An 18,409-nucleotide genomic window follows, 5' to 3' on the forward strand; every position below is an offset into this window, starting at 1 on the left:
CATGACCAAAAGCGCCGACACGCACTGCCCCTACTGCGCCCTGCAGTGCGCCATGACGCTCACGTCCCCTGCGGACCTGGCCCCGGCTGCCCAGCCGGGGCCAGGCACCGCGCCTGCACCTGCACCTGTAGCGCCCGTACCTGCACTGGAGGTCGCAGGCCGGGACTTCCCCACCAACCGGGGCGGCCTGTGCCGCAAGGGCTGGACCTCCCCCACACTCCTGAACCACGCGGGCCGGATCACCGAACCGCTGCTGAAAGGTCCCGACGGCGTGCACCGGCCCATCAGCTGGGACCGGGCTTTGGACCTGGCCGCCGCTGCGGTCAAGGATGCACAGGCCCGCCACGGTGCGGACGCCGTCGGGGTCTTCGGCGGCGGCGGACTCACCAATGAAAAGGCCTACATGCTGGGCAAGTTCGCCCGGCTGGCCCTGGGCACCTCACGCATCGACTACAACGGCAGGTTCTGCATGTCATCCGCCGCCGCAGCAGGGATGCGGGCGTTCGGTGTGGACCGCGGCCTGCCCTTCCCGCTCGAGGCCCTGGACACCGCCGGCACCATCCTGATGCTCGGCTCAAACGTTGCCGAAACCATGCCGCCGTTCGTGCAGCACCTGCGCGGAACCCGCGACGCCGGCGGGCTGATTGTGGTGGACCCGCGCCGTTCCGCCACCGCAGATTTCACGGCCGACGGCGGCGGCCTCCACCTCCAGCCGCTGCCGGGCACCGACCTCACCCTGCTGCTGGGCATCTCCCACGTGGTCATCCACGAGAACCTGGTGGACACCGCCTACCTCCAGGAGCGCACCTCGGGCTACAGCGCCGTGGTCCGCAGCGTCAACGCCTTCTGGCCCGAACGCGTCCAGTCCATCACCGGTGTGCCCGCCGAGCTGATCCGGCAAACCGCCCGCATGCTCGCCGCCGGCGCACGCGAAGGCGGCAGCTACATCCTCACCGGCCGCGGCGTGGAACAGCACGTGGACGGCACCGACACCGCCACCGCCGCGATCAACCTCAGCCTCCTGCTGGGCCTGCCGGGTTCGGCCCGCAGCGGCTACGGCACCCTCACCGGCCAGGGCAACGGCCAGGGCGGCCGCGAACACGGCCAGAAGGCCGACCAACTCCCGGGCTACCGCAAGATCACCGACCCCGCCGCCCGCGCCCACGTCGCCGCCGTCTGGGGCGTCCCGGAGGAGACCATTCCCGGACCCGGCCTGCCCGCCGTCCAGCTGCTGAAGTCATTGGGAAAGCCCGACGGCGTCCGGTGCCTTTTCGTTCATGCCTCCAATATCGCGGTGGCAGCACCTGACGCGAACGCGGTCATCGAGGGGTTGCGGAGCCTGGACTTCCTGGTGGTCTGCGACTTCTTCATGTCCGAAACCGCCGCAGAGGCGGACCTGATCCTTCCCGTGCTGCAATGGGCGGAAGAGGAAGGGACGTTGACCAACCTGGAGGGACGTGTCCTGCGCCGGCGCCGCGCCATCTCCCCTCCCGCCGGCGCCCGCAGCGAGCTGTGGATCATGGCACGCCTGGCGGAACGGCTCGATGCCCCGTCCAGCTACAGCGAGGATCCGGAAACAGTCTTCGAGGAACTGCGGCGTGCCTCCGCGGGCGGCCTGGCCGACTACTCGGGCATCGACTACGCCATGCTGGACCGCGGCGAGGCCGCCTACTGGCCCTACCCGGCCGGCAGCAGCGGAACGCCGCGGCTGTTCGGAGACGGCTTCGCGCACCCCGACGGAAAGGCGGTGATGGTCCCGGTGGTGCCGCGCCGCCGTCGTACTCCTGCCGGTGATGGCGGGGCCTTCGTGGAGCCCGACGCCAAAGCCATGACCCTCATCACCGGCCGGCTCCTGGAGCACTACCAGTCCGGAGCCCAGACCCGTCGGGTCGCCGAACTTCTCGCCGCCCGGCCCGAGGCCGGGGTGCAGATCCACCCCTCTGCGGCAGAGGCCATGGGCATCACCGCCGGTTCACTGGTTTCCGTGGCCAACGCGCGCGGCGAGGTGGTCTGCCCGGCGGAGCTGAGCACGGCAATCCGCCCCGAGACGATCTTCCTGCCCTTCCACTTCCCCGGCTCGGAAAGTGCCAACCGCCTCACCGGAGCCGCCACTGATCCCATCTCCGGGATGCCCGAATTCAAATTCAACACCGTATGGGTCCGGCCCGTGGCCGCACCCGATTCCGCCCGCATGCTGCAAACGACGGAGGCCTCATGACCGAGCAGATTGTCATCGTGGGATTCGGCCCCGTGGCCGCCAGGCTGGTGGACGACCTCCTCCCCGCCGTGCGCGCGGGGCAGGTCAGGCTCACCGTGCTCGGTGAGGAGGCCGAGGCCGCCTACAACCGCGTCCTCGTGGCCGACCTCGGCGTCGGCCGCACCACCGCTGACGCACTGGCCCTTGCTGATGCGGCCGAACTGGCCGCGGCCGGCGTCGAGGTCCGCCTGGGCGTGCGGGTCAAGCGCGTGGACCGTGCCCGGCAGCAGGTCCTGCTCGATGAGGGAGCGCCGGTGCATTACGACCGGCTGGTGTTTGCCACCGGGTCACGGCCCGTCATCCCGAACCTGACCGGCATCAACCCGGATCCGTCCTCCCCCGTGCTGCCGGCGGGCGTCACTGCCTTGCGGGACCTTCGTGATGCCGCTGTCCTGCGGCAGGCGGTGGACGGCGGCAAGCGGGTAGTCGTCCTGGGCGGCGGCGTCCTGGGCCTGGAAACGGCGCTGGCCGCCGCCGAGGAAGGCGCCACCGTCACGGTGGTCCACAACGGGCCGCACCCACTGGGCCGCAGCATCGACCGCGGCGGCGGGGCCGTCCTGGCTGCGGGACTCCGCCACTGCGGGGTCCGGGTGGCCGGCAACGCACGTTCCACCGGCCTTGAGCACAACGCGCCCGACGGCGGCTTCTCGGCTTTGCTGCTTGACGACGGTTCGGCGATCGACGGGGACCTCCTAGTCATCTCCTGCGGCGTCCGTCCCCGGACGGAGCTGGCCGACGGCTGCGGGCTCTCCACCGGCACCGGAATCCTGGTGGACCACCGGCTGCGGGCGCACCACGAACCGCACATCTTCGCCATCGGCGACTGCGCCGAGGTCCGGTGCCCGGATCCGGGCTGCGCCGCGTGCCGGAACACCGCCGGACCCTCCGGCCTGGTGGGTCCGGGCTGGCGGCAGGCCGAGTGGCTGGCGGGCTATCTCACCCTGCTGGCCTCCGGCGAGGCGGACGAGGCGGAACTGCTGCCCGCCCTGCCGCCGGAACAGCCCGGCGTCGTGGTCCTGAAGGCCCGCGGCATGAACATGGCCGTGGCCGGGAACAACGCTGCCGAGCCGTGGGACGAGGAAGCGCTGACGGCGGGGGCGGCCAACGGCAGGCCGCGCCTGCAGGTGGCCCAGTGGGCCGATCCCGAGCATGGCCGGTACGTCAAGATGACCACGCGCGGCGGGGTGCTCGAAGGCCTGGTGGCGGTGGGCATGCCCCGCACCGCTGCAGAACTGGTAGGACTCTTTGAACGGGGCGCGGAACTGCCCGCGGACCGGTCGCTCCTCCTTCGCCTGGACGGGCCGGACCAGCTGCCCGGCACCGCCGCGGCAGACCCGGCCGGCACCGTGTGCCGGTGTGCCGGAGTCAGCGGGTCCACCATCACGGCTGCCGTGGCCGACGGCTGCTCCACCGTGGCGGACGTCTCCAAGGCCACCCGCGCGGGAACCGGATGCGGCGGCTGCCACGAGGACATCAAGGGCCTGATCGAACGGCACTTCCAGGCGGTGCCCGCGGCCTGACCTCACCCTGCACAGGACCGTCCCGGCAGCCGCTTTCGGACGCCGACACAGGGAATACGGGCGCAGGCTTAAAGGCTCAGGAGTTCGCCGGCCAGCCTCAAAACCCCGTAAATTCCACCCGCCAACAGGGCGGCCAGGTAAGCCAGCACCAGCCGCGTGTCCCGGAGATAGCACTTGGACTTCTTGAGGCCACGCCGGCGCGCTTTCCAGTATCCGATGAGTCCTATGGCTGCAAAGACAGACAGCGCCAGGGGGCCTGCAAGCCAGCCCAAGAGGGCAATCGTGGCGAAGATGCACAAGCGCAGCGGATCGAATGGTGCAGCCGCATGGCCATCCGGGCCAGGACCTTCCTGGGAGGGGTTCCCGGCCTTGGTGGCGGCGATGAGCTCCGACGGCAGGGCTCCGTTTGCAATGCGCCGCGCATCTGAAGCACTCACCAGTACTCCTTAGATCCGGCGGACCGGGAGGAGTTCGCGGCCCGTTGCGGTGCTCATGCGTTGCCGTGCCAGGGCCGGCCAGGCCTGGACCGCGCAGAAGGGAGCGCACTGATGATCGCCGGCGTCGCTCTTGGTGCCCACATGGACGCAGCATTGCGTGAGCCGCTCCTCGATCATGGTCGAGATGTCCATGAAGGGCTTCACCATGATCCGGGTAATTCGTTCAGCGAGCAGCCGGCGCAGCCGTTGTTGCTGGCCGGGGATCTTGCCGGCGGCCAGTGTGGTGAGCGTTCCGATGCCGAGGTCGCACTGGGTGCAGATGTTCTTCCAAAGGTCCACGGTGCGCGGATGGGACAGTGACGACTGCTCGCTGAGCAGGTCCAGCAGCGAGGACTTCATCAGGCTGCGCAGCTCGAGCGGGATGGCGCTGTCGGCGATCCGGTTGGCGATGCTGTCAGGATTGAGTTCCAGCCACGTGAGCAACTGATCGTGCCCGATCAATGATGTCAGGGACCTCCAGACTCCCGCGTCGTCTTTGAGCATGTAGCCCACCGAGGCGCAATGCGGATGGGAGCAGGGCAGTGCTGTCAGGTCGTGCCATGAGACCACCCCTCCGGTTTGTGCCCCGAGCCGCTCCAGCACGCCCGTATGGGTGAGCCTGTTTGTGGGGTCGATGCCGTGCCCTCGCCCTGAGCCGAACACCGGTTGAAGAGCCACCCCACCCACGAACGGGGTTTCCAAAGCCCTCATGACGACGGCGCCGACCTCTCCATCGTTGACACCCAGGGCCGCCGTCATCGTCAGGGTGGTGAAAATACCTGCCTCGGACAGACGCGCGATGGCGGCGTCTTTAAAGCGGGTGAGGTCTCCCCCGCGGTGGTGGATGGATGCTTCTTTGGACGGGCCGTCGTATTGGAGGTACACCTCTACGCGGTCCCTGTGCCTGGCCAGGAGTGCGAGCAGTTCGTCGTCGGTTGCTATCAACATGCCGTTGCTGTTCACCATGATCCGGACGATTGGCCGGGCGACGAGCTCATCAAGAAGGTCAGCCAGATGGGGATAAAGCGTGGGCTCGCCGCCGGAGAGCATCAGAACGTCCAGGCGGCCATTTTCGCGGTCAAGCCGGGTGTCGATGCTCGCGAGCACCTCGCTGAGCGGCGCCACTCCCTGCAGCTGGGGACCGGAGGCCGTGAAGCAAGTGGGGCAGCGCAGGTTGCAGTGTTCGATGATGTCCTGCAGGAGGATGCACGTGTGCTGCGTCTGCATGGCGGGCAGCCCGTAGGCATAAGCCTCCGGGACCTGGCGGTAATTTCCGGCCTGGTCCGGGATGTGCTGCTTGGTCGGCGCCTGCCACTTCTCCAGGTAGCGAAGGATTTCCGGAGACTCGTCGTACAAGGTGCTGACAAGTCCGTGATCGGGGCAGCCGCGTTCGAGCCAGACCCGACCATCGCGGATCAGCAGCGCACCGGACAGGCGCCGCACCTGCGCGAGCGGAGGATTTATCTCGTGGCAGAGGGGACAGAAGGCTGTTACGTACCTGTGGATGCGGTCTCCGCGCAGCGGCTGGCCGGGACCGGGCAGCGCCTGCCGGGAAGTAAATGGGGCGGGATTCATATCCGGCTACTCATCTGGGAGAGGGCCATGACGCAGATCCCACCGCCGAGCAAGATGAAGATCCCGAGGCCAAACAACAGCCCCGCGCCCCAGCGGGAGGTGCGTGGCCAGATCGCCAGGGCACCGGCTATCGCCAGATAGACGGCGATTGGTATTAAAGCTGCAGGCCCGGCGAGGAAGGTCTTGTACCCTTCGTCCGGAGCAATACCAGCTGTTGTCCCGAAATAGAGGGCGTAAAGGGCAACAGCTCCGAGCAGGATTCCGAGCACCATGGAACCCCGTCTTGGTACAGGCGGCGGCTCCTCTTCCCGGGGCGGTGGCAGCGGGCTCCAGGCTTCTTCAGGGTTATCCTCGCTCATGCTGCTCTTTCCTCAATTTGGGCGGAGTGGTGAAGGATTCATCTCAAGCTCTCATTTGCGCTGCGAGAGTTCCAACGCAGATCCCGCCGCCGAGCAGGGTGAAGATTCCCAGGCCAATCAGCAAGCCCGCACCCCACCTGGACGTGCGTGGCCGGACCGCCAGCACAACGGCTACCGCCAGGTAGACGGCGATGGGAATGAAGGCGGACAGCCCGGTCAGGAAACGCATCGACGAGGGTCCGCCGAAAGCAATCGGTACCCCTACATAGACGGCATAAAGGGCAATAGTCCCCAACAGGATTCCGAAGCCCATGGGGCCGAGCGCTGGTTCACGGAGTTCCTCGTCTTCTTGGGGCGGCTTGTCCTTGCTCATGCCGCCGTTCCTTCCAATTCCGGGCGGAGTGGTTCCCCAAAGACCCGCAGCATCCGCCAGGCCAGCAGGGGCAGAACCGCCAGCAGGAACCACTGTGGGCGGCTCATTCCCAGCCAGAGCACCTCGTTGCCGCGGACGAATTCGACTCCGAACCGGAACAACGCGTAGGAAGTCACGTAGCAGATGAAGAGGTCGCCAGGACGAGGCAGACGGTCCCGATAACGCCACATGAGCGCGAATGCGGCCGCATGGAACACGATTTCATAAGCAAAGGACGGGTGAAGCCCTACCCCTGCGGGTCCACCCAGCACTGCGGCCTGCCCGGGCGTCAGCGATATACCCCACGCTCCCCCGGTCGGGATGCCGGGCAGTTCCGTGAGGAGGCAGCCCACGCGGCCAATGACCAGCGCCAAGGCGACGGCGGGCGCAAGTAAGTCCCCCGTGGATTCACGGTAACCTGTCAGCCGCTTACCGACATGGACGCCGAGCCACGCGCCCACAAGGCCCGCGAGGATGCTGCGGTCGCCGTTGCCCCACCAGTCCGCCAATGAGACCTGCCGCGAAACATCCCAGGTAAGGACCCTTGAGCCGATGGCCCCGAAGGCGAGAGCAAAACCGGCAATGGGCCACAATCGTGGGTCGGACAGGCCGCGGCGGCGCTTTTCATACGCGTAGAACAGCAAGGCTGCGAGGATTCCCAGCCCTAACAGGCTGGCGTGCACCAACCCGTTTCCCGCAAAGGGAAGCCCGATCATGAGCAGAGTGTAACAACGGGTTGCCCATGGAAAGCGGGCCCTTTGGCCCTTATGTGCGTGTGCCTTACATGTGGACGTGCAGGCGGCGTGCGGCTTCGGAAATGGATCCGGTCAGGGACGGGTAGACAGTGAAGGTGCTGGCGACGTCGTCAACGTGCAGCTTCTGCTTGACCGCGATGGAAATCGGGAAGATCAGCTCGGACGCGTTGGGCCCCACCACCACGCCGCCGATCACCGTGCCGGAACCCTTCCGGGCGAAGATTTTGACGAACCCGTCCTTGGCGTTGCGCATCTTGGCGCGGGCGTTGCTGCGCAGGGAGAGCTTGACGACGTCGGCCTGGTACTTGCCGGACTCGATGTCGGCTTCGGCGACGCCAACGTTCGCGATTTCGGGCGAGGTGAAGATGTTGGACGCCACCTGGTGGAGCTTGAGCGGGGTCACGCCGTCGCCCATGAAGTGCGCTACGGCGATGCGGCCCTGCATGGCGGCCACGGAGGCCAGCGGCAGGACGCCCGTGCAGTCACCGGCGGCGTAGATGTTCGGTGCGGTGGTGCGGGAAACGCCGTCCACCTTGATGTGACCGCTGTCGCTGACGGCCACGCCGGCCTCGTCGAGGCCCAGGCCTGCCGTGTTGGGGATGGACCCGAGGCAGAGCAGGCAGTGGCTGCCGGTTACCGTGGAGCCGTCCGAAAGGGTTACCACCACGCCGTCGTCCGTGCGTTCCACGCTCTGGGCGCGGGACCGGGACAGGACCCGGACGCCGCGGCGTTCGAAGACTTCCTCCAGGACGACGGCGGCGTCAACGTCGGAGCCGGGCAGCACGCGGTCGCGGCTGGACACCAGGGTGACCTTGGACCCCAGGCCGTTGTAGGCGGAGGCGAACTCCGCGCCGGTGACGCCGGATCCCACCACGATGAGTTCCTTAGGCAGCTCGTCCAGGTTGTAGATCTGGGTCCAGTTCAGGATCCGCTCGCCGTCGGGGCGGGCCGTCTCCAGCTCGCGGGGGTGTGCGCCCACGGCCAGCAGGATGGTATCCGCTTCAACAGTTTCGGTGCCGTCCACCGTCAGGACCTCGATGGTGTGGCTGTCCAGGAGCCGGCCTGAACCGGCGATGATCCGTACTCCCAGCTTTTCCAAGCCGTCGCGGATGTCGTTGGACTGGTTGCGGGCCAGGTTGAGGAGGCGGTCGTTAATGTGCTTGAGGTCGGCGCGCATCACCGGCACAAAGTCGCCGCCGTCGACGTCGAACTTCACACCCAGTTCCCCGGCCTCGGCCACGCGGGTCATCAGGTCAGCCGTGGCAATGAGGGTCTTGGAGGGAACCACATCGGTCAGCACGGCGGAGCCACCGAGGCCCGCGCGTTCGATGATGGTGACCGTCGCCCCGAGGGAGGCAGCCACCATGGCGGCTTCGTATCCGCCCGGGCCACCTCCCAGGATCGCGAACCTGGGGGAACTGAAATCTGGATGCGTAGTCACAGTCATCCATTCTCGCCCATTTGCCGCCCACCACCAAGAAAACAGGGCGGTTTCCGGGCCAGGCGTGACCGGGCCAACACGGGCGGCACGATAACTTGTACGGGTGAGTACAACAGACTTCCTGAACACGGACCCGTTTGCCGCTGCCCGCGCCGCAGCGGACTACATCGCCGAGGAGACCGGCGTGGACCGGCACGACACCGCCCTGGTCCTCGGCTCCGGGTGGGGCGAGGCCGCAGACCTCATCGGCGAGACCACCGCCACCCTGTCCGCCGAAGAAGTTCCCGGCTTCCATGCCCCCGCCGTGGAGGGCCACGTGGGCACCATCCGTTCCATCCTCGCCCCGTCGGGAAAGCGGGCCCTGGTCCTGGGCGCCCGCACGCACTACTACGAGGGCAGGGGCGTCCGGGCAGTGGTCCATGGAATCCGGACCGCGGCGGCCGCCGGGTGCGGCACGCTGGTCCTCACCAACGGCTGCGGCGGACTCAACGAGGACTGGGCCCCGGGAACGCCCGTACTGATCAAGGACCACATCAACCTCACCGCGGCCTCCCCCCTGGAGGGTGCCACCTTCGTGGACCTGACAGACCTGTACTCGCCCCGGATCCGCAGGCTGGCCCGCGATGTGGACCCCAGCCTGGCCGAGGGCGTGTATGCACAGTTCCCCGGCCCCCACTACGAGACGCCGGCCGAAGTTCAGTACGCCAAGCGGATCGGTGCCGACCTCATCGGCATGTCCACCGCGCTGGAAGCCATCGCCGGGCGGCACGCCGGCATGGAAGTGTTCGGCATTTCACTGGTCACCAACCTGGCAGCCGGGATCAGCCCGCAGCCGCTCAGCCACCAGGAAGTGCTTGAATCCGGCCATGCAGCGGGACCGCGCATCTCCAGGCTGCTGGCCGATATCATCGCCCGGCTCTGACGCATCAGGCGCCCGGGTGCGTCACGTGGACCGGCAATGACGATAGCGTTGTGCCCATGACGTCTTCCGATGCCGAACTTCGCCTGCTCACCGAAGCCCGCGAATGGGCTGCCCAAGACCCGGATCCCGCCACCAGGACGTCGCTCCTGGAGCTTGTCCGCCTGGTTGAGGACGGCGATCCCGCGGCACGGCAGGAACTGGAAGACAGCTTCCGCGGCACGCTGCAGTTCGGCACGGCCGGGCTGCGCGCTGCACTGGGCCCGGGCCCGAACCGGATGAACCGGGTGGTGGTGCGCCGCGCCGCAGCTGGTCTCGCCGCCTTCCTCCTCGACGCCGTAGCCAAGTCTGCGCCGGGCACCCGGCCGCGCGCCGTCGTCGGGTATGACGCCCGGCATAACTCCGATGCCTTCGCCGCCGAAACGGCGGCGATCTTCACCGCGGCCGGCATCGAAACCTTCCTGCTCCCGGCACCCCTCCCCACTCCCCTGCTGGCGTACGCCGTCCGCGCCCTGGACTGCGACGGCGGCGTCATGGTCACCGCCAGCCATAACCCGCCCCAGGACAACGGGTACAAGGTGTACCTGGGCAGGCATGCCATGGCGGCGGACGGCGGCGGCGCCCAGATCGTGGCGCCTTACGATGCGGCAATCGCCGCGCGGATCAGCGCCGTGGGACCACTGGAATCCATCACGCTGGCAGAGGGCGGCTGGACCGTCCTGGACGGCTCGCTGGCAGCGGAGTATGAACAGGCGACGGCGGCGCTCGCCATGCCGGACCGCTTCCCCGCCCGCGACCTGCGGGTGGTCCTCACTCCGCTGCACGGCGTCGGCGGCGGGACCGCACTGGATGTCCTGGAAGCGGCAGGTTTCAAAGATGTCACCGTGGTGGCCGAACAGGCCGAACCCGACCCCGATTTCCCCACCGTAAGCTTCCCCAACCCGGAGGAACCCGGGGCGCTGGACCTTGCCCTCGAAGCGGCCGCGCAGCTGGATGCCGACCTCGTCATCGCCAACGACCCCGACGCCGACAGGGCAGCCGTGGCAGCGAAAGACCCCGATACCGGAGCCTGGCGGATGCTCCGCGGCGACGAAGTGGGTTCCCTGCTGGGCGCCCACATGGTGGCCCGGCTCGCAGACGGCGCCGCCGGAGTGGAGGCTGACGGCCGGAGCGTCTTCGCCAATTCGATCGTTTCCTCACGGCTGCTGGCCCGCATCGCCGCCGCGGCCGGCTTCGCCCACGAGGAAACACTGACCGGCTTCAAGTGGATCTCCCGGGTACCCGGGCTGGTCTACGGCTATGAGGAGGCGCTGGGGTACTGCGTGGCCCCGGATCTGGTTAAGGATAAGGACGGCATTTCCGCCGCCGTCCTGATTGCCGAGATGGCGGCAGCCGCCAAAGCCGCCGGCAAGACCGTCTTCGACACCCTGGATGAGCTGTACCTCCAGCACGGCCTGCACGCCAGCGACCAGCTGAGCATCAGGGTTGCGGACCTGGGGCTCCTGGACGCCATGATGAACCGCCTGCGGGTATCGCCGCCGGAATCATTCGGACAGTCAGCAGTGGAGGTCTTCACGGACCTGGCCCAAGGCAGCGCCCACTTGCCGCCCACGGAAGGGCTGCTCTACATCACCCGCAACCTGACCCGCGTGATCATCCGGCCCAGCGGCACCGAGCCCAAGCTCAAGTGCTACCTGGAGGTCATCCACCAGGTGGGCTCCGCCGCGGAGCTTCCGGCAGCGCGGCAGGCCGCGCGCGCTTCGCTGGATGAGGTCCTGCACGACGTCAGCGAGGCACTGGGTCTTTAGCACCCCTGGGTTAAAGACCACCTTGGGTTAAAGACCAAGCCGGGCTTAACGACCAAAGGGGCGCCGGGGCCGGTAAAGGCCCTGCGCCCCTTGGGGGGTGTGCGTGCTACAGCCGCACCTCGACGAAGCCGTCGGTGACGCGGGTGCTGAACGCTGCCAGCCTCAAGCCCGGGCTGGTGAAGCATTCGCCGGTTTCGAGGTCGTAGACCTCCTTGTGCAGCGGGGAGGCGATGGTGGGCCTGGCCCCCTTGGAACCGAGGATGCCGCGCGCCATGACATGGGCTCCGGTGGCCGGGTCCTCATGTGCCACGGCAAAGACTTCGGCCGGTCCGGTGCGGAAAAGCGCCACCTGGCGGCCTGCCACCAGTGCGGCCTCGCCCCAGGCCGGTTCGAGGTCCTCCACCGCGCAGACACGGTGCCAGCCGGTATGGAATCCAGCGAGGTCTGATTCGGCGGCGAGCGCCCCAAGTTCCAGTGTTGCCGTCATGTCCGGCCCCTTTCCCTGTGCCTGTTGTCGTTGCAGTGGCTGCTTTTGCTGCCGTGTCCCACGCTAGGGTCCAGGTGTTTCAACGGGGTGCGGTGAATGTGTCCGGCGGGTAAAAGAGACCTAACCCGGCCGGAAACGCGTTCGTGATGCAGAAGTTAAGTTGGCGAAACAATTGGGAAACTGAGGCGAAACTGCCCCTCCCTAGGCTGGAGGCACAAGCTGCAGAGCACCGTCTGCGGCCCATGCGAAAGGCCCACAGTGACCGAACAGACTTCAAGCACAGAGACGCCGCGCCGCATCGTCGTCGCCGGCGGCGGCCCCGCGGCCCACCGTTTTGCGGACGCCATGCATGCCCGGGGCCTCGACGGCTGGCATGTCACGGTCCTCACCGAAGAAGCCCACCTCCCCTACGACCGCGTGGCACTCTCCAAGGCTCTCACCGATACCGGGGTGGACCTCACCCTGGGAACAGCTTCGATGTGGGACCACGGTTCCCTGATCCTGAAGACCGGTGAGCGCGTGGTGAAAATCGACGCAGGCGCAAAGACGGTGCTGACGGCTGCCGGGAACGCCTACGAATATGACGAACTGGTGGTGGCCACTGGCTCGGACGCCGTGCGCCTGCCCATCCCCGGCGCCGAACACGCCCACGTGTACCGCACCCTTGAGGACGTGTGGGCCATCAACAAGGCCATCGCGGAACTCACCGCCAAGCTCGGCCGCAAGGTCAACGCCGTCACCATCGGCGGCGGTCTCCTAGGACTCGAATCGGCCGCCGGCACCGAGCAGCTGGGCGCCACCCCCGTTGTCATCAACGGGGCTCCCTGGCTGATGAACACCCAGCTGGACGAGGGCGCCGGCCAGGCCCTGGGCCGCCTCATCGAGGCCAAAGGCTTCGAAGTGCACGGCGGCGTGTTCCCCTCCGAAATTTTGGCGGACGACGACGGCCAGGTCACCGGGGTGCTGATGGCGGACGGGCGCATCATCCCGGCCGACCTGGTGATCGTCGCCGTCGGCGTCAAGCCCCGCGACGAGCTCTTCCGCGCTGCTGAAGGCGAAGACCAGCTCTTCAGCCTGGGCCAGCGCGGCGGCGTGGTCATCAACGACTACTGCGCCACCGAGGTGGATGGCATCTGGGCCATCGGTGAAGTGGCCAACTTCGGCGGAATGTGCCTGGGCCTCGTGGCGCCTGCCAACACCATGGCTGAAATCGTTGCCGACCGGCTGCACGGCGGCGACGCCACCTTCCCCGGTTTCGACACCGCCACCAAGCTCAAGCTGTCCGGAGTGGATGTTGCAAGCTTCGGCGACGCGTTCGCCAGGACCGAACACGCCCTGGAGATCGTCTACGCCGACCCCGCCCGCGGCGTCTACCAGAAGATCGTGACGACGGACGACGCCAAGACCCTCCTGGGCGGCATCTTCGTCGGTGACGCCTCCCCCTACATGAGCCTGCGCCCCCTGCTGGGCCGTGAACTCCCGGCCGAGCCGGGTGCATTCCTCAGCGCGGCCGGCGGCGGCGAGGCCCCCGAGACCGAACTGCCGGACGACGCCACCCTCTGCTCCTGCAACAACGTCACCGCCGGCAGCATCCGCGACGCCATCAACGGCTGCGGTGCCTGCGAAGGCAACGCTCCCGTCCAGGAACTGGGCGAGCTGAAGGGCTGCACCCGGGCCGGCACCCAGTGCGGTTCCTGTGTCCCCATGCTGAAGAAGCTGCTGGAAACCGAGCTGACCAAGTCCGGCGTCGAGGTTTCCAAGGCCCTCTGCGAGCACATCGAACTGTCCCGCCAGGAACTGTTCGACGCCATCCGTGTCCTGGAACTGACCTCCTTCGAAGAGATCATGGCCAAGTACGGCACCGGTGCCGGCTGCGACATCTGCAAGCCCACCATCGCCAACATCCTGGCCAGCCAGAACAGCGCCTACGTGCTCGACGCCGGCCGCGGCACCCTCCAGGACACCAACGACCGCGCCCTGGCCAACATGCAGAAGGACGGCACCTATTCGGTGGTCCCCCGCATCGCCGGCGGCGAAATCACCCCCAAGAAGCTCGGCGTCATCGCTGCCGTGGCCGAGAAGTACGGGCTGTACACCAAGATCACCGGCGGCCAGCGCATTGACATGTTCGGTGCCCGGCTGGAACAGCTCCCGGAGATCTGGAAGGAACTGGTGGACGCCGGCTTCGAGTCCGGCCAGGCCTACGGCAAGAGCCTGCGCACCGTGAAGTCCTGCGTCGGTTCCACCTGGTGCCGCTTCGGCGTCCAGGACTCGGTGGCCATGGCCATCCAGCTGGAACTGCGCTACCGCGGCCTGCGCAGCCCGCACAAGCTCAAGATGGGAGTTTCCGGCTGCGCCCGTGAATGCGCGGAAGCGCGCGGCAAGGACGTAGGCGTCATTGCCACCGCCGACGGCTGGAACCTGTACGTGGGCGGCAACGGCGGAGCCACCCCGGCCCACGCCCAGCTCCTCGCCAAGGACCTCGACGACGAAACCCTCATCAAGTACATCGACCGCTACTTCATGTACTACATCCGCACCGCGGACCGCCTGCAGCGCACGGCCCGCTGGCAGGAGGAGCTCGACGGCGGCATCAAGCACGTTGAGGACGTGGTGGTCAAAGACACCCTGGGCATCGCCGCGGACCTTGAAGCCGCCATGGCCAAGCACGTGGACACCTACGTCGATGAATGGGCAGACACCCTCAAGGACCCCGAGCGCCTGCGCCGGTTCCGCTCGTTCGTCAACGCCCCCGACCAGAAGGACGACTCCATCACCTTCGTCCCGGACGAGCGCGGCCAGATGCGCCCCGCCACACCCGAGGAAAAAGGCAAGGTCCTGATCGGCGCTTCCATCCCGGTCCGTGCCGCCACACCGGAAACCATCGGAAGCGAGGCATAGCCATGCAGCTCAGCATCGACCTCACCGGCCGGAACGTCCTGGTGGCCGGCAGCCCCGCTGCCGCGCGGCAGGCGGTGCGGCGGTACGAAGCCGCGGGCGCCGTCGTGCACCGCCTTGGCAGCCCCGGCGAGGCCCGCTTCGTCCACCTGCCGGAGCGGCTGTTCCTGGTTGCCGCCGTCGAGGACGGACAGCCCGGCTGGGACGCTTTCCTGGAAAGCTGCCGGAAGACCGGCATTCCCGTCGCGGCAGAGCCTGCGGCCGGCCCCGCTGGACACGTCACCCTGGTAGGCGGGGGCCCCGGCACCGGCGACCTGCTCACCATTGCGGCCGTCAAGGCGCTGCGCGATGCCGACGTCGTGTTCTATGACCGCCTGGCACCGTACCAGGAACTGCCGCGGCTGACGTCCGCGGAACTCGTGGACGTCGGAAAGAAGCCGGGGCACCACAAGGTCGGCCAGGCGGACATCGAAAAGCTGATGGTGGAAAGCGCCCTCGCCGGCAACAACGTGGTCCGCCTCAAGGGCGGCGACCCCTATGTCTTTGGCCGCGGCGGCGAGGAAGTTGCCGCGTGTCTGGCAGCCGCCGTCAAAGTGCACGTCATCTCCGGTGTCACCAGCGCCATTTCAGTCCCGGCCGCCGCCGGTATCCCGGTGACCCACCGCGAAGTCAGCCACATGTTCACCGTGGTTTCGGGGCACGCGCCGCTGACTGAGAAGGAGCACTACCACCTGGCCGGCCTGGGCGGCACCATCGTGGTGCTCATGGGCATCGGCACCCTGCACCAGCTGGCGGCGGGCCTGCGCCGCGCCGGGATGCGCACCGACATGCCCATGGCCGTGGTGGAGCGCGGCTACCGGCCCGGCCAGCGCACCACCATCGCAGACCTCGGCACCATCACCTCCGCCGCTGCCGGCTGCAGCAACCCGGCAGTGCTGGTCATCGGCGAGGTGGTGCGGGTTGCTGAAGCGAACCGGGACCACGCCGGTGCCGCCGCAGACCTGGACAGGCTGGCGGCCTCGCTGCTGGGATCATGAAAGGATTGACCCCCATGACTGCACTTGCACCGGCTGAACCGGCCCAGGCTGAACCGGCCCAGGCTGAACTGGCACAGGCTCAACCAACGCAGGCCGAACCGACGGCGCAGGCCGAACCGACGGCGCAGGCCGAACCGACGGCGCAGGCCGAAGAAGCCACCGACGCCGCGGAGTCGCCGCTGGAAGGGTTCCGTATCGGCGTTACCTCCGACCGGCGCTCACGTGACCTGATCGAGGCCCTGGAGCGCCGGGGTGCCGAAGTGCTGCATGCGCCGGCGCTGAAAATCGCGCCCGTCCAGGAGGACATCCGGCTCATCGAGGACACCAAGGCCATCATCGCCGCCAAGCCGGACCTGTGCATCGCCACCACCGCCTACGGCATGCGCCGGTGGTGCGAGGCCGCGGACTCCTTCGGGATCGGGGACGAACTCCTGGAAACGCTCGGAAGCACCCGCATGTTCGTCCGGGGGCCCAAAGCCCGCGGTGCCGTGCGTGCGGCCGGCCTTGCCGACGTCGGCATCAGCAGCGATGAAACCACCTCCACGCTGGTGGACATGCTGCTCACCGAAGGCGTCCGGGGCAAGACCGTCGCCATGCAGCTGCACGGCTACACCGACGTCCGCCAGATCGAGCGCCTGCGGATGTCCGGCGCCACGGTCCTGACCGTGACGCCCTACCGCTGGGTGAAGCCGGACGGCGAGGACAAGCTGCCGCGGCTGATCGAGGCCGCCTGCAGCGGGAACCTGGACGTCCTGACCTTCACCAGCGCCCCCGCGGTGGACGCAATGTGGAGCACCGCCCATGAGATGGGCCTCTACAAGCAGCTGGTGGAGAGCCTGAAACTGAACGTCACCACCGCAGTGGTGGGTCCCGTCACGGCACAGCCCCTCCTGGACGCGGGCGTGACCCCGCTGATCCCCGAGCGCTTCCGGATGGGCGCCCTGATCCGGCTGGTGTGCGAGCACCTGGCGCTGAACCATGTCCGGCGGCTGGACACCCGCTCCGGCAACATCGAACTTCGCGGCCGCAGCCTGCGGATAAACGGCCAGGCAGTGGAACTGGCCCCCGCTCCCCTGCTGCTCCTGCGCGCCCTGCTCGGTGCCGGCGGCGCTGTCCTGTCCCGGGAATCGCTCTCCGACCTGCTGGAACTCCGGGGGTCCGTACACGCGCTGGACATGACCGTGAGCAGGCTGCGTTCATCACTGCCGGACGGCAAGCTCATTGAAACTGTGGTCAAGCGCGGATACCGGATCCGCGTCTAAGGGCGCCAGGCCCGGCCTCCCAGGGCGCGCCGCCGGCTGGATTGTGTCCGCCGGCGGATGAATGAGAGGTGCGTCACCAGTTCTGTTACCGGCCGGTAAAAACTGGCGAACACAGGCCCGGGAAACAGCAATGGACGGGTAACACAACCGAAAAAGCATGCCCCTACGCTGGGTTCCATCACGAAGTTCCGGCCGGTTTCCGGCCGCCAGCGAAAGGGCCAGCACATGTCCGCTCCGGCACCCTCAACGTCCACCTCCACCGCAACCCGAATTGTCATCGCCGGTGCCGGCCCCGCTGCCCAGGCCCTGGTGGCACAGCTGGACCGGGCCCGGTTCGCCGGCACCATCACGGTGCTGAGCAACCGCGATGACACACCGGAGGAGCTGCTGGAGCTGGCCTTGCTGCCCCAGGTCTCCGTGCGCTTTGGCCAGCCGGCCAGCCACATCGATGCCGCCAACCGCACGGTGGCAACTGCCGACGGCATGGAATTCGGCTACGACCAGCTGGTGATTGCCACCGGTTCAGCTCCCGTGGCCAACCCCGTGGACGGCGCAGCGCAGTGCCTCAGCTACTCCACCATCGATGACGCCCAGCGCATTGCCGACGGAGTGCAGGAAGTCGCCCGGGAGCTGGGCCGGCGCCCGGTGGGAATCCTGGTGGGCACGGGGGCAGCGGCAGGGCAGGCCGAAGCGGTGCTCCGGGCCAAGGGGGTCCGGCCCATCCGCACCAGCGCGAGGCCCGCCGCCGTCGTCCCCGCCGTCGTTTCCGGCGTCGTTTCCGGCGTTCTTTCCGCCGGGTCCGGTACCCCTCTCGCGGCCTCCGCCGTCGTGTTCGAGGACGGCAGCAGCATGACCGGCGACCTGGTGGTCCTGGCCGAGGAACGGGTTTCCCGGGACGGCCTCGCCGCCAGCGCCGGCCTTCGGACGGCAGCCGGCGGCGGCATCGCGATCAGCCGCGACTTCCGCACGTCCGTGCCCGGAATCTGGGCCATTGGTGACGCAGCAGCGTTCGACGGCGTCCGGCTGGGGCTGCTGGTGGCGGCCGCCTCCGCGGCAGGTGCCTGCGCCACCGAGTTGCTGACCGCGGCATCGGCAGCCCCCGTCCTGCAGGTGGCTGCCTGAGGGGGCCGCCACGGGCGCCGTGCGCTGTGACAAGATGGTTCCCGAAACCGAGTCAACGCCGGGCCCACAAGGCCCTTCGAG

15 protein-coding genes are annotated in these 18,409 nt (G+C 68.1%); 8 read left to right on the plus strand and 7 right to left on the minus strand.

What is annotated here, in order from left to right:
• Window position 1 precedes the first annotated feature (1 nt).
• Together Q9R31_RS13065 and Q9R31_RS13070 are read left to right on the plus strand one after the other, a co-directional pair.
• Window positions 2-2,218: a molybdopterin oxidoreductase family protein gene (locus tag Q9R31_RS13065; protein WP_311263153.1), complete on the plus strand. Its 2,217-nt coding sequence runs from the start codon at window positions 2-4 to the stop codon at window positions 2,216-2,218.
• Entirely contained in the window at window positions 2,215-3,777 is a 1,563-nt protein-coding gene (locus tag Q9R31_RS13070; RefSeq protein WP_311263154.1) for an FAD-dependent oxidoreductase, read from the plus strand. The genes Q9R31_RS13065 and Q9R31_RS13070 overlap by 4 nt, the downstream gene beginning before the upstream one ends.
• 68 nt (window positions 3,778-3,845) lie before the next feature.
• On the opposite strand, the gene Q9R31_RS13075 is transcribed toward Q9R31_RS13070, so the two are convergent.
• From Q9R31_RS13075 to Q9R31_RS13100, 6 genes are all read right to left on the minus strand, one after another.
• Window positions 3,846-4,214: a hypothetical protein gene (locus Q9R31_RS13075; protein WP_311263155.1), complete on the minus strand. Its 369-nt coding sequence runs from the start codon at window positions 4,212-4,214 to the stop codon at window positions 3,846-3,848.
• Between the two features lie 9 nt (window positions 4,215-4,223).
• Window positions 4,224-5,828: a radical SAM protein gene (locus Q9R31_RS13080; RefSeq protein ID WP_311263156.1), complete on the minus strand. Its 1,605-nt coding sequence runs from the start codon at window positions 5,826-5,828 to the stop codon at window positions 4,224-4,226.
• Window positions 5,825-6,187, minus strand: coding sequence for a hypothetical protein (locus Q9R31_RS13085; RefSeq protein ID WP_311263157.1), 363 nt, complete (start codon window positions 6,185-6,187; stop codon window positions 5,825-5,827). Before Q9R31_RS13085 ends, Q9R31_RS13080 begins: the two co-directional genes overlap by 4 nt.
• 43 nt (window positions 6,188-6,230) lie before the next feature.
• The gene (locus tag Q9R31_RS13090) at window positions 6,231-6,560 is read right to left on the minus strand and encodes a hypothetical protein (protein WP_311263158.1); all 330 of its coding nucleotides are present in this window, start codon (window positions 6,558-6,560) and stop codon (window positions 6,231-6,233) included.
• Window positions 6,557-7,315: a prolipoprotein diacylglyceryl transferase family protein gene (locus tag Q9R31_RS13095; protein ID WP_311263159.1), complete on the minus strand. Its 759-nt coding sequence runs from the start codon at window positions 7,313-7,315 to the stop codon at window positions 6,557-6,559. The genes Q9R31_RS13090 and Q9R31_RS13095 overlap by 4 nt, the downstream gene beginning before the upstream one ends.
• A 64-nt stretch (window positions 7,316-7,379) precedes the next feature.
• Window positions 7,380-8,795 carry an NAD(P)H-quinone dehydrogenase gene (locus tag Q9R31_RS13100; RefSeq protein ID WP_311263160.1) on the minus strand — a complete coding sequence of 472 codons (1,416 nt, stop codon included), beginning with the start codon at window positions 8,793-8,795 and terminating at the stop codon, window positions 7,380-7,382.
• Window positions 8,796-8,898: 103 nt separating this feature from the next.
• Here Q9R31_RS13100 and Q9R31_RS13105 point away from each other — a divergent pair, with 103 nt between their 5' ends.
• The gene (locus tag Q9R31_RS13105) at window positions 8,899-9,717 is read left to right on the plus strand and encodes a purine-nucleoside phosphorylase (RefSeq protein WP_311263161.1); all 819 of its coding nucleotides are present in this window, start codon (window positions 8,899-8,901) and stop codon (window positions 9,715-9,717) included.
• A 56-nt stretch (window positions 9,718-9,773) separates the two neighbouring features.
• Window positions 9,774-11,522 (plus strand): phospho-sugar mutase, encoded by a 1,749-nt coding sequence (locus Q9R31_RS13110; RefSeq protein WP_311263162.1) that lies wholly within the window; start codon window positions 9,774-9,776, stop codon window positions 11,520-11,522.
• A 106-nt stretch (window positions 11,523-11,628) separates the two neighbouring features.
• On the opposite strand, the gene nirD is transcribed toward Q9R31_RS13110, so the two are convergent.
• A complete protein-coding gene (gene nirD, locus Q9R31_RS13115; RefSeq protein ID WP_311263163.1) occupies window positions 11,629-12,009 on the minus strand; it encodes a nitrite reductase small subunit NirD in 381 nt (126 codons plus the stop codon).
• 258 nt (window positions 12,010-12,267) lie between these two features.
• On the opposite strand from nirD, the gene nirB reads away from it, so the two are divergent.
• From nirB to Q9R31_RS13135, 4 genes are all read left to right on the plus strand, one after another.
• Window positions 12,268-14,910 carry a nitrite reductase large subunit NirB gene (gene nirB, locus Q9R31_RS13120; RefSeq protein WP_311263164.1) on the plus strand — a complete coding sequence of 881 codons (2,643 nt, stop codon included), beginning with the start codon at window positions 12,268-12,270 and terminating at the stop codon, window positions 14,908-14,910.
• A gap of 2 nt (window positions 14,911-14,912) precedes the next feature.
• Window positions 14,913-15,944, plus strand: a complete 1,032-nt coding sequence (cobA, locus tag Q9R31_RS13125; RefSeq protein ID WP_311263165.1) for a uroporphyrinogen-III C-methyltransferase — start codon at window positions 14,913-14,915, stop codon at window positions 15,942-15,944.
• Window positions 15,945-15,958: 14 nt separating this feature from the next.
• Window positions 15,959-17,206, plus strand: coding sequence for a uroporphyrinogen-III synthase (locus Q9R31_RS13130; RefSeq protein WP_311263166.1), 1,248 nt, complete (start codon window positions 15,959-15,961; stop codon window positions 17,204-17,206).
• 225 nt (window positions 17,207-17,431) lie between these two features.
• Window positions 17,432-18,328: an FAD-dependent oxidoreductase gene (locus Q9R31_RS13135; RefSeq protein WP_311263167.1), complete on the plus strand. Its 897-nt coding sequence runs from the start codon at window positions 17,432-17,434 to the stop codon at window positions 18,326-18,328.
• Window positions 18,329-18,409 lie beyond the last annotated feature (81 nt).

Source organism: Pseudarthrobacter sp. BRE9 (assembly GCF_031844305.1).
Taxonomy (GTDB): domain Bacteria; phylum Actinomycetota; class Actinomycetes; order Actinomycetales; family Micrococcaceae; genus Arthrobacter.

Coding starts and splice junctions, on each gene's coding strand:
- cobA (WP_311263165.1), top strand. CDS start 14,913: ATGCAGCTCAGCATCGACCTCACCGGCCGGAACGTCCTGGTGGCCGGC.
- nirD (WP_311263163.1), bottom strand. CDS start 12,009: ATGACGGCAACACTGGAACTTGGGGCGCTCGCCGCCGAATCAGACCTC.
- Q9R31_RS13090 (WP_311263158.1), bottom strand. CDS start 6,560: ATGAGCAAGGACAAGCCGCCCCAAGAAGACGAGGAACTCCGTGAACCA.
- Q9R31_RS13110 (WP_311263162.1), top strand. CDS start 9,774: ATGACGTCTTCCGATGCCGAACTTCGCCTGCTCACCGAAGCCCGCGAA.
- Q9R31_RS13095 (WP_311263159.1), bottom strand. CDS start 7,315: ATGATCGGGCTTCCCTTTGCGGGAAACGGGTTGGTGCACGCCAGCCTG.
- Q9R31_RS13080 (WP_311263156.1), bottom strand. CDS start 5,828: ATGAATCCCGCCCCATTTACTTCCCGGCAGGCGCTGCCCGGTCCCGGC.
- Q9R31_RS13085 (WP_311263157.1), bottom strand. CDS start 6,187: ATGAGCGAGGATAACCCTGAAGAAGCCTGGAGCCCGCTGCCACCGCCC.
- Q9R31_RS13135 (WP_311263167.1), top strand. CDS start 17,432: ATGTCCGCTCCGGCACCCTCAACGTCCACCTCCACCGCAACCCGAATT.
- Q9R31_RS13130 (WP_311263166.1), top strand. CDS start 15,959: ATGACTGCACTTGCACCGGCTGAACCGGCCCAGGCTGAACCGGCCCAG.
- Q9R31_RS13070 (WP_311263154.1), top strand. CDS start 2,215: ATGACCGAGCAGATTGTCATCGTGGGATTCGGCCCCGTGGCCGCCAGG.
- Q9R31_RS13065 (WP_311263153.1), top strand. CDS start 2: ATGACCAAAAGCGCCGACACGCACTGCCCCTACTGCGCCCTGCAGTGC.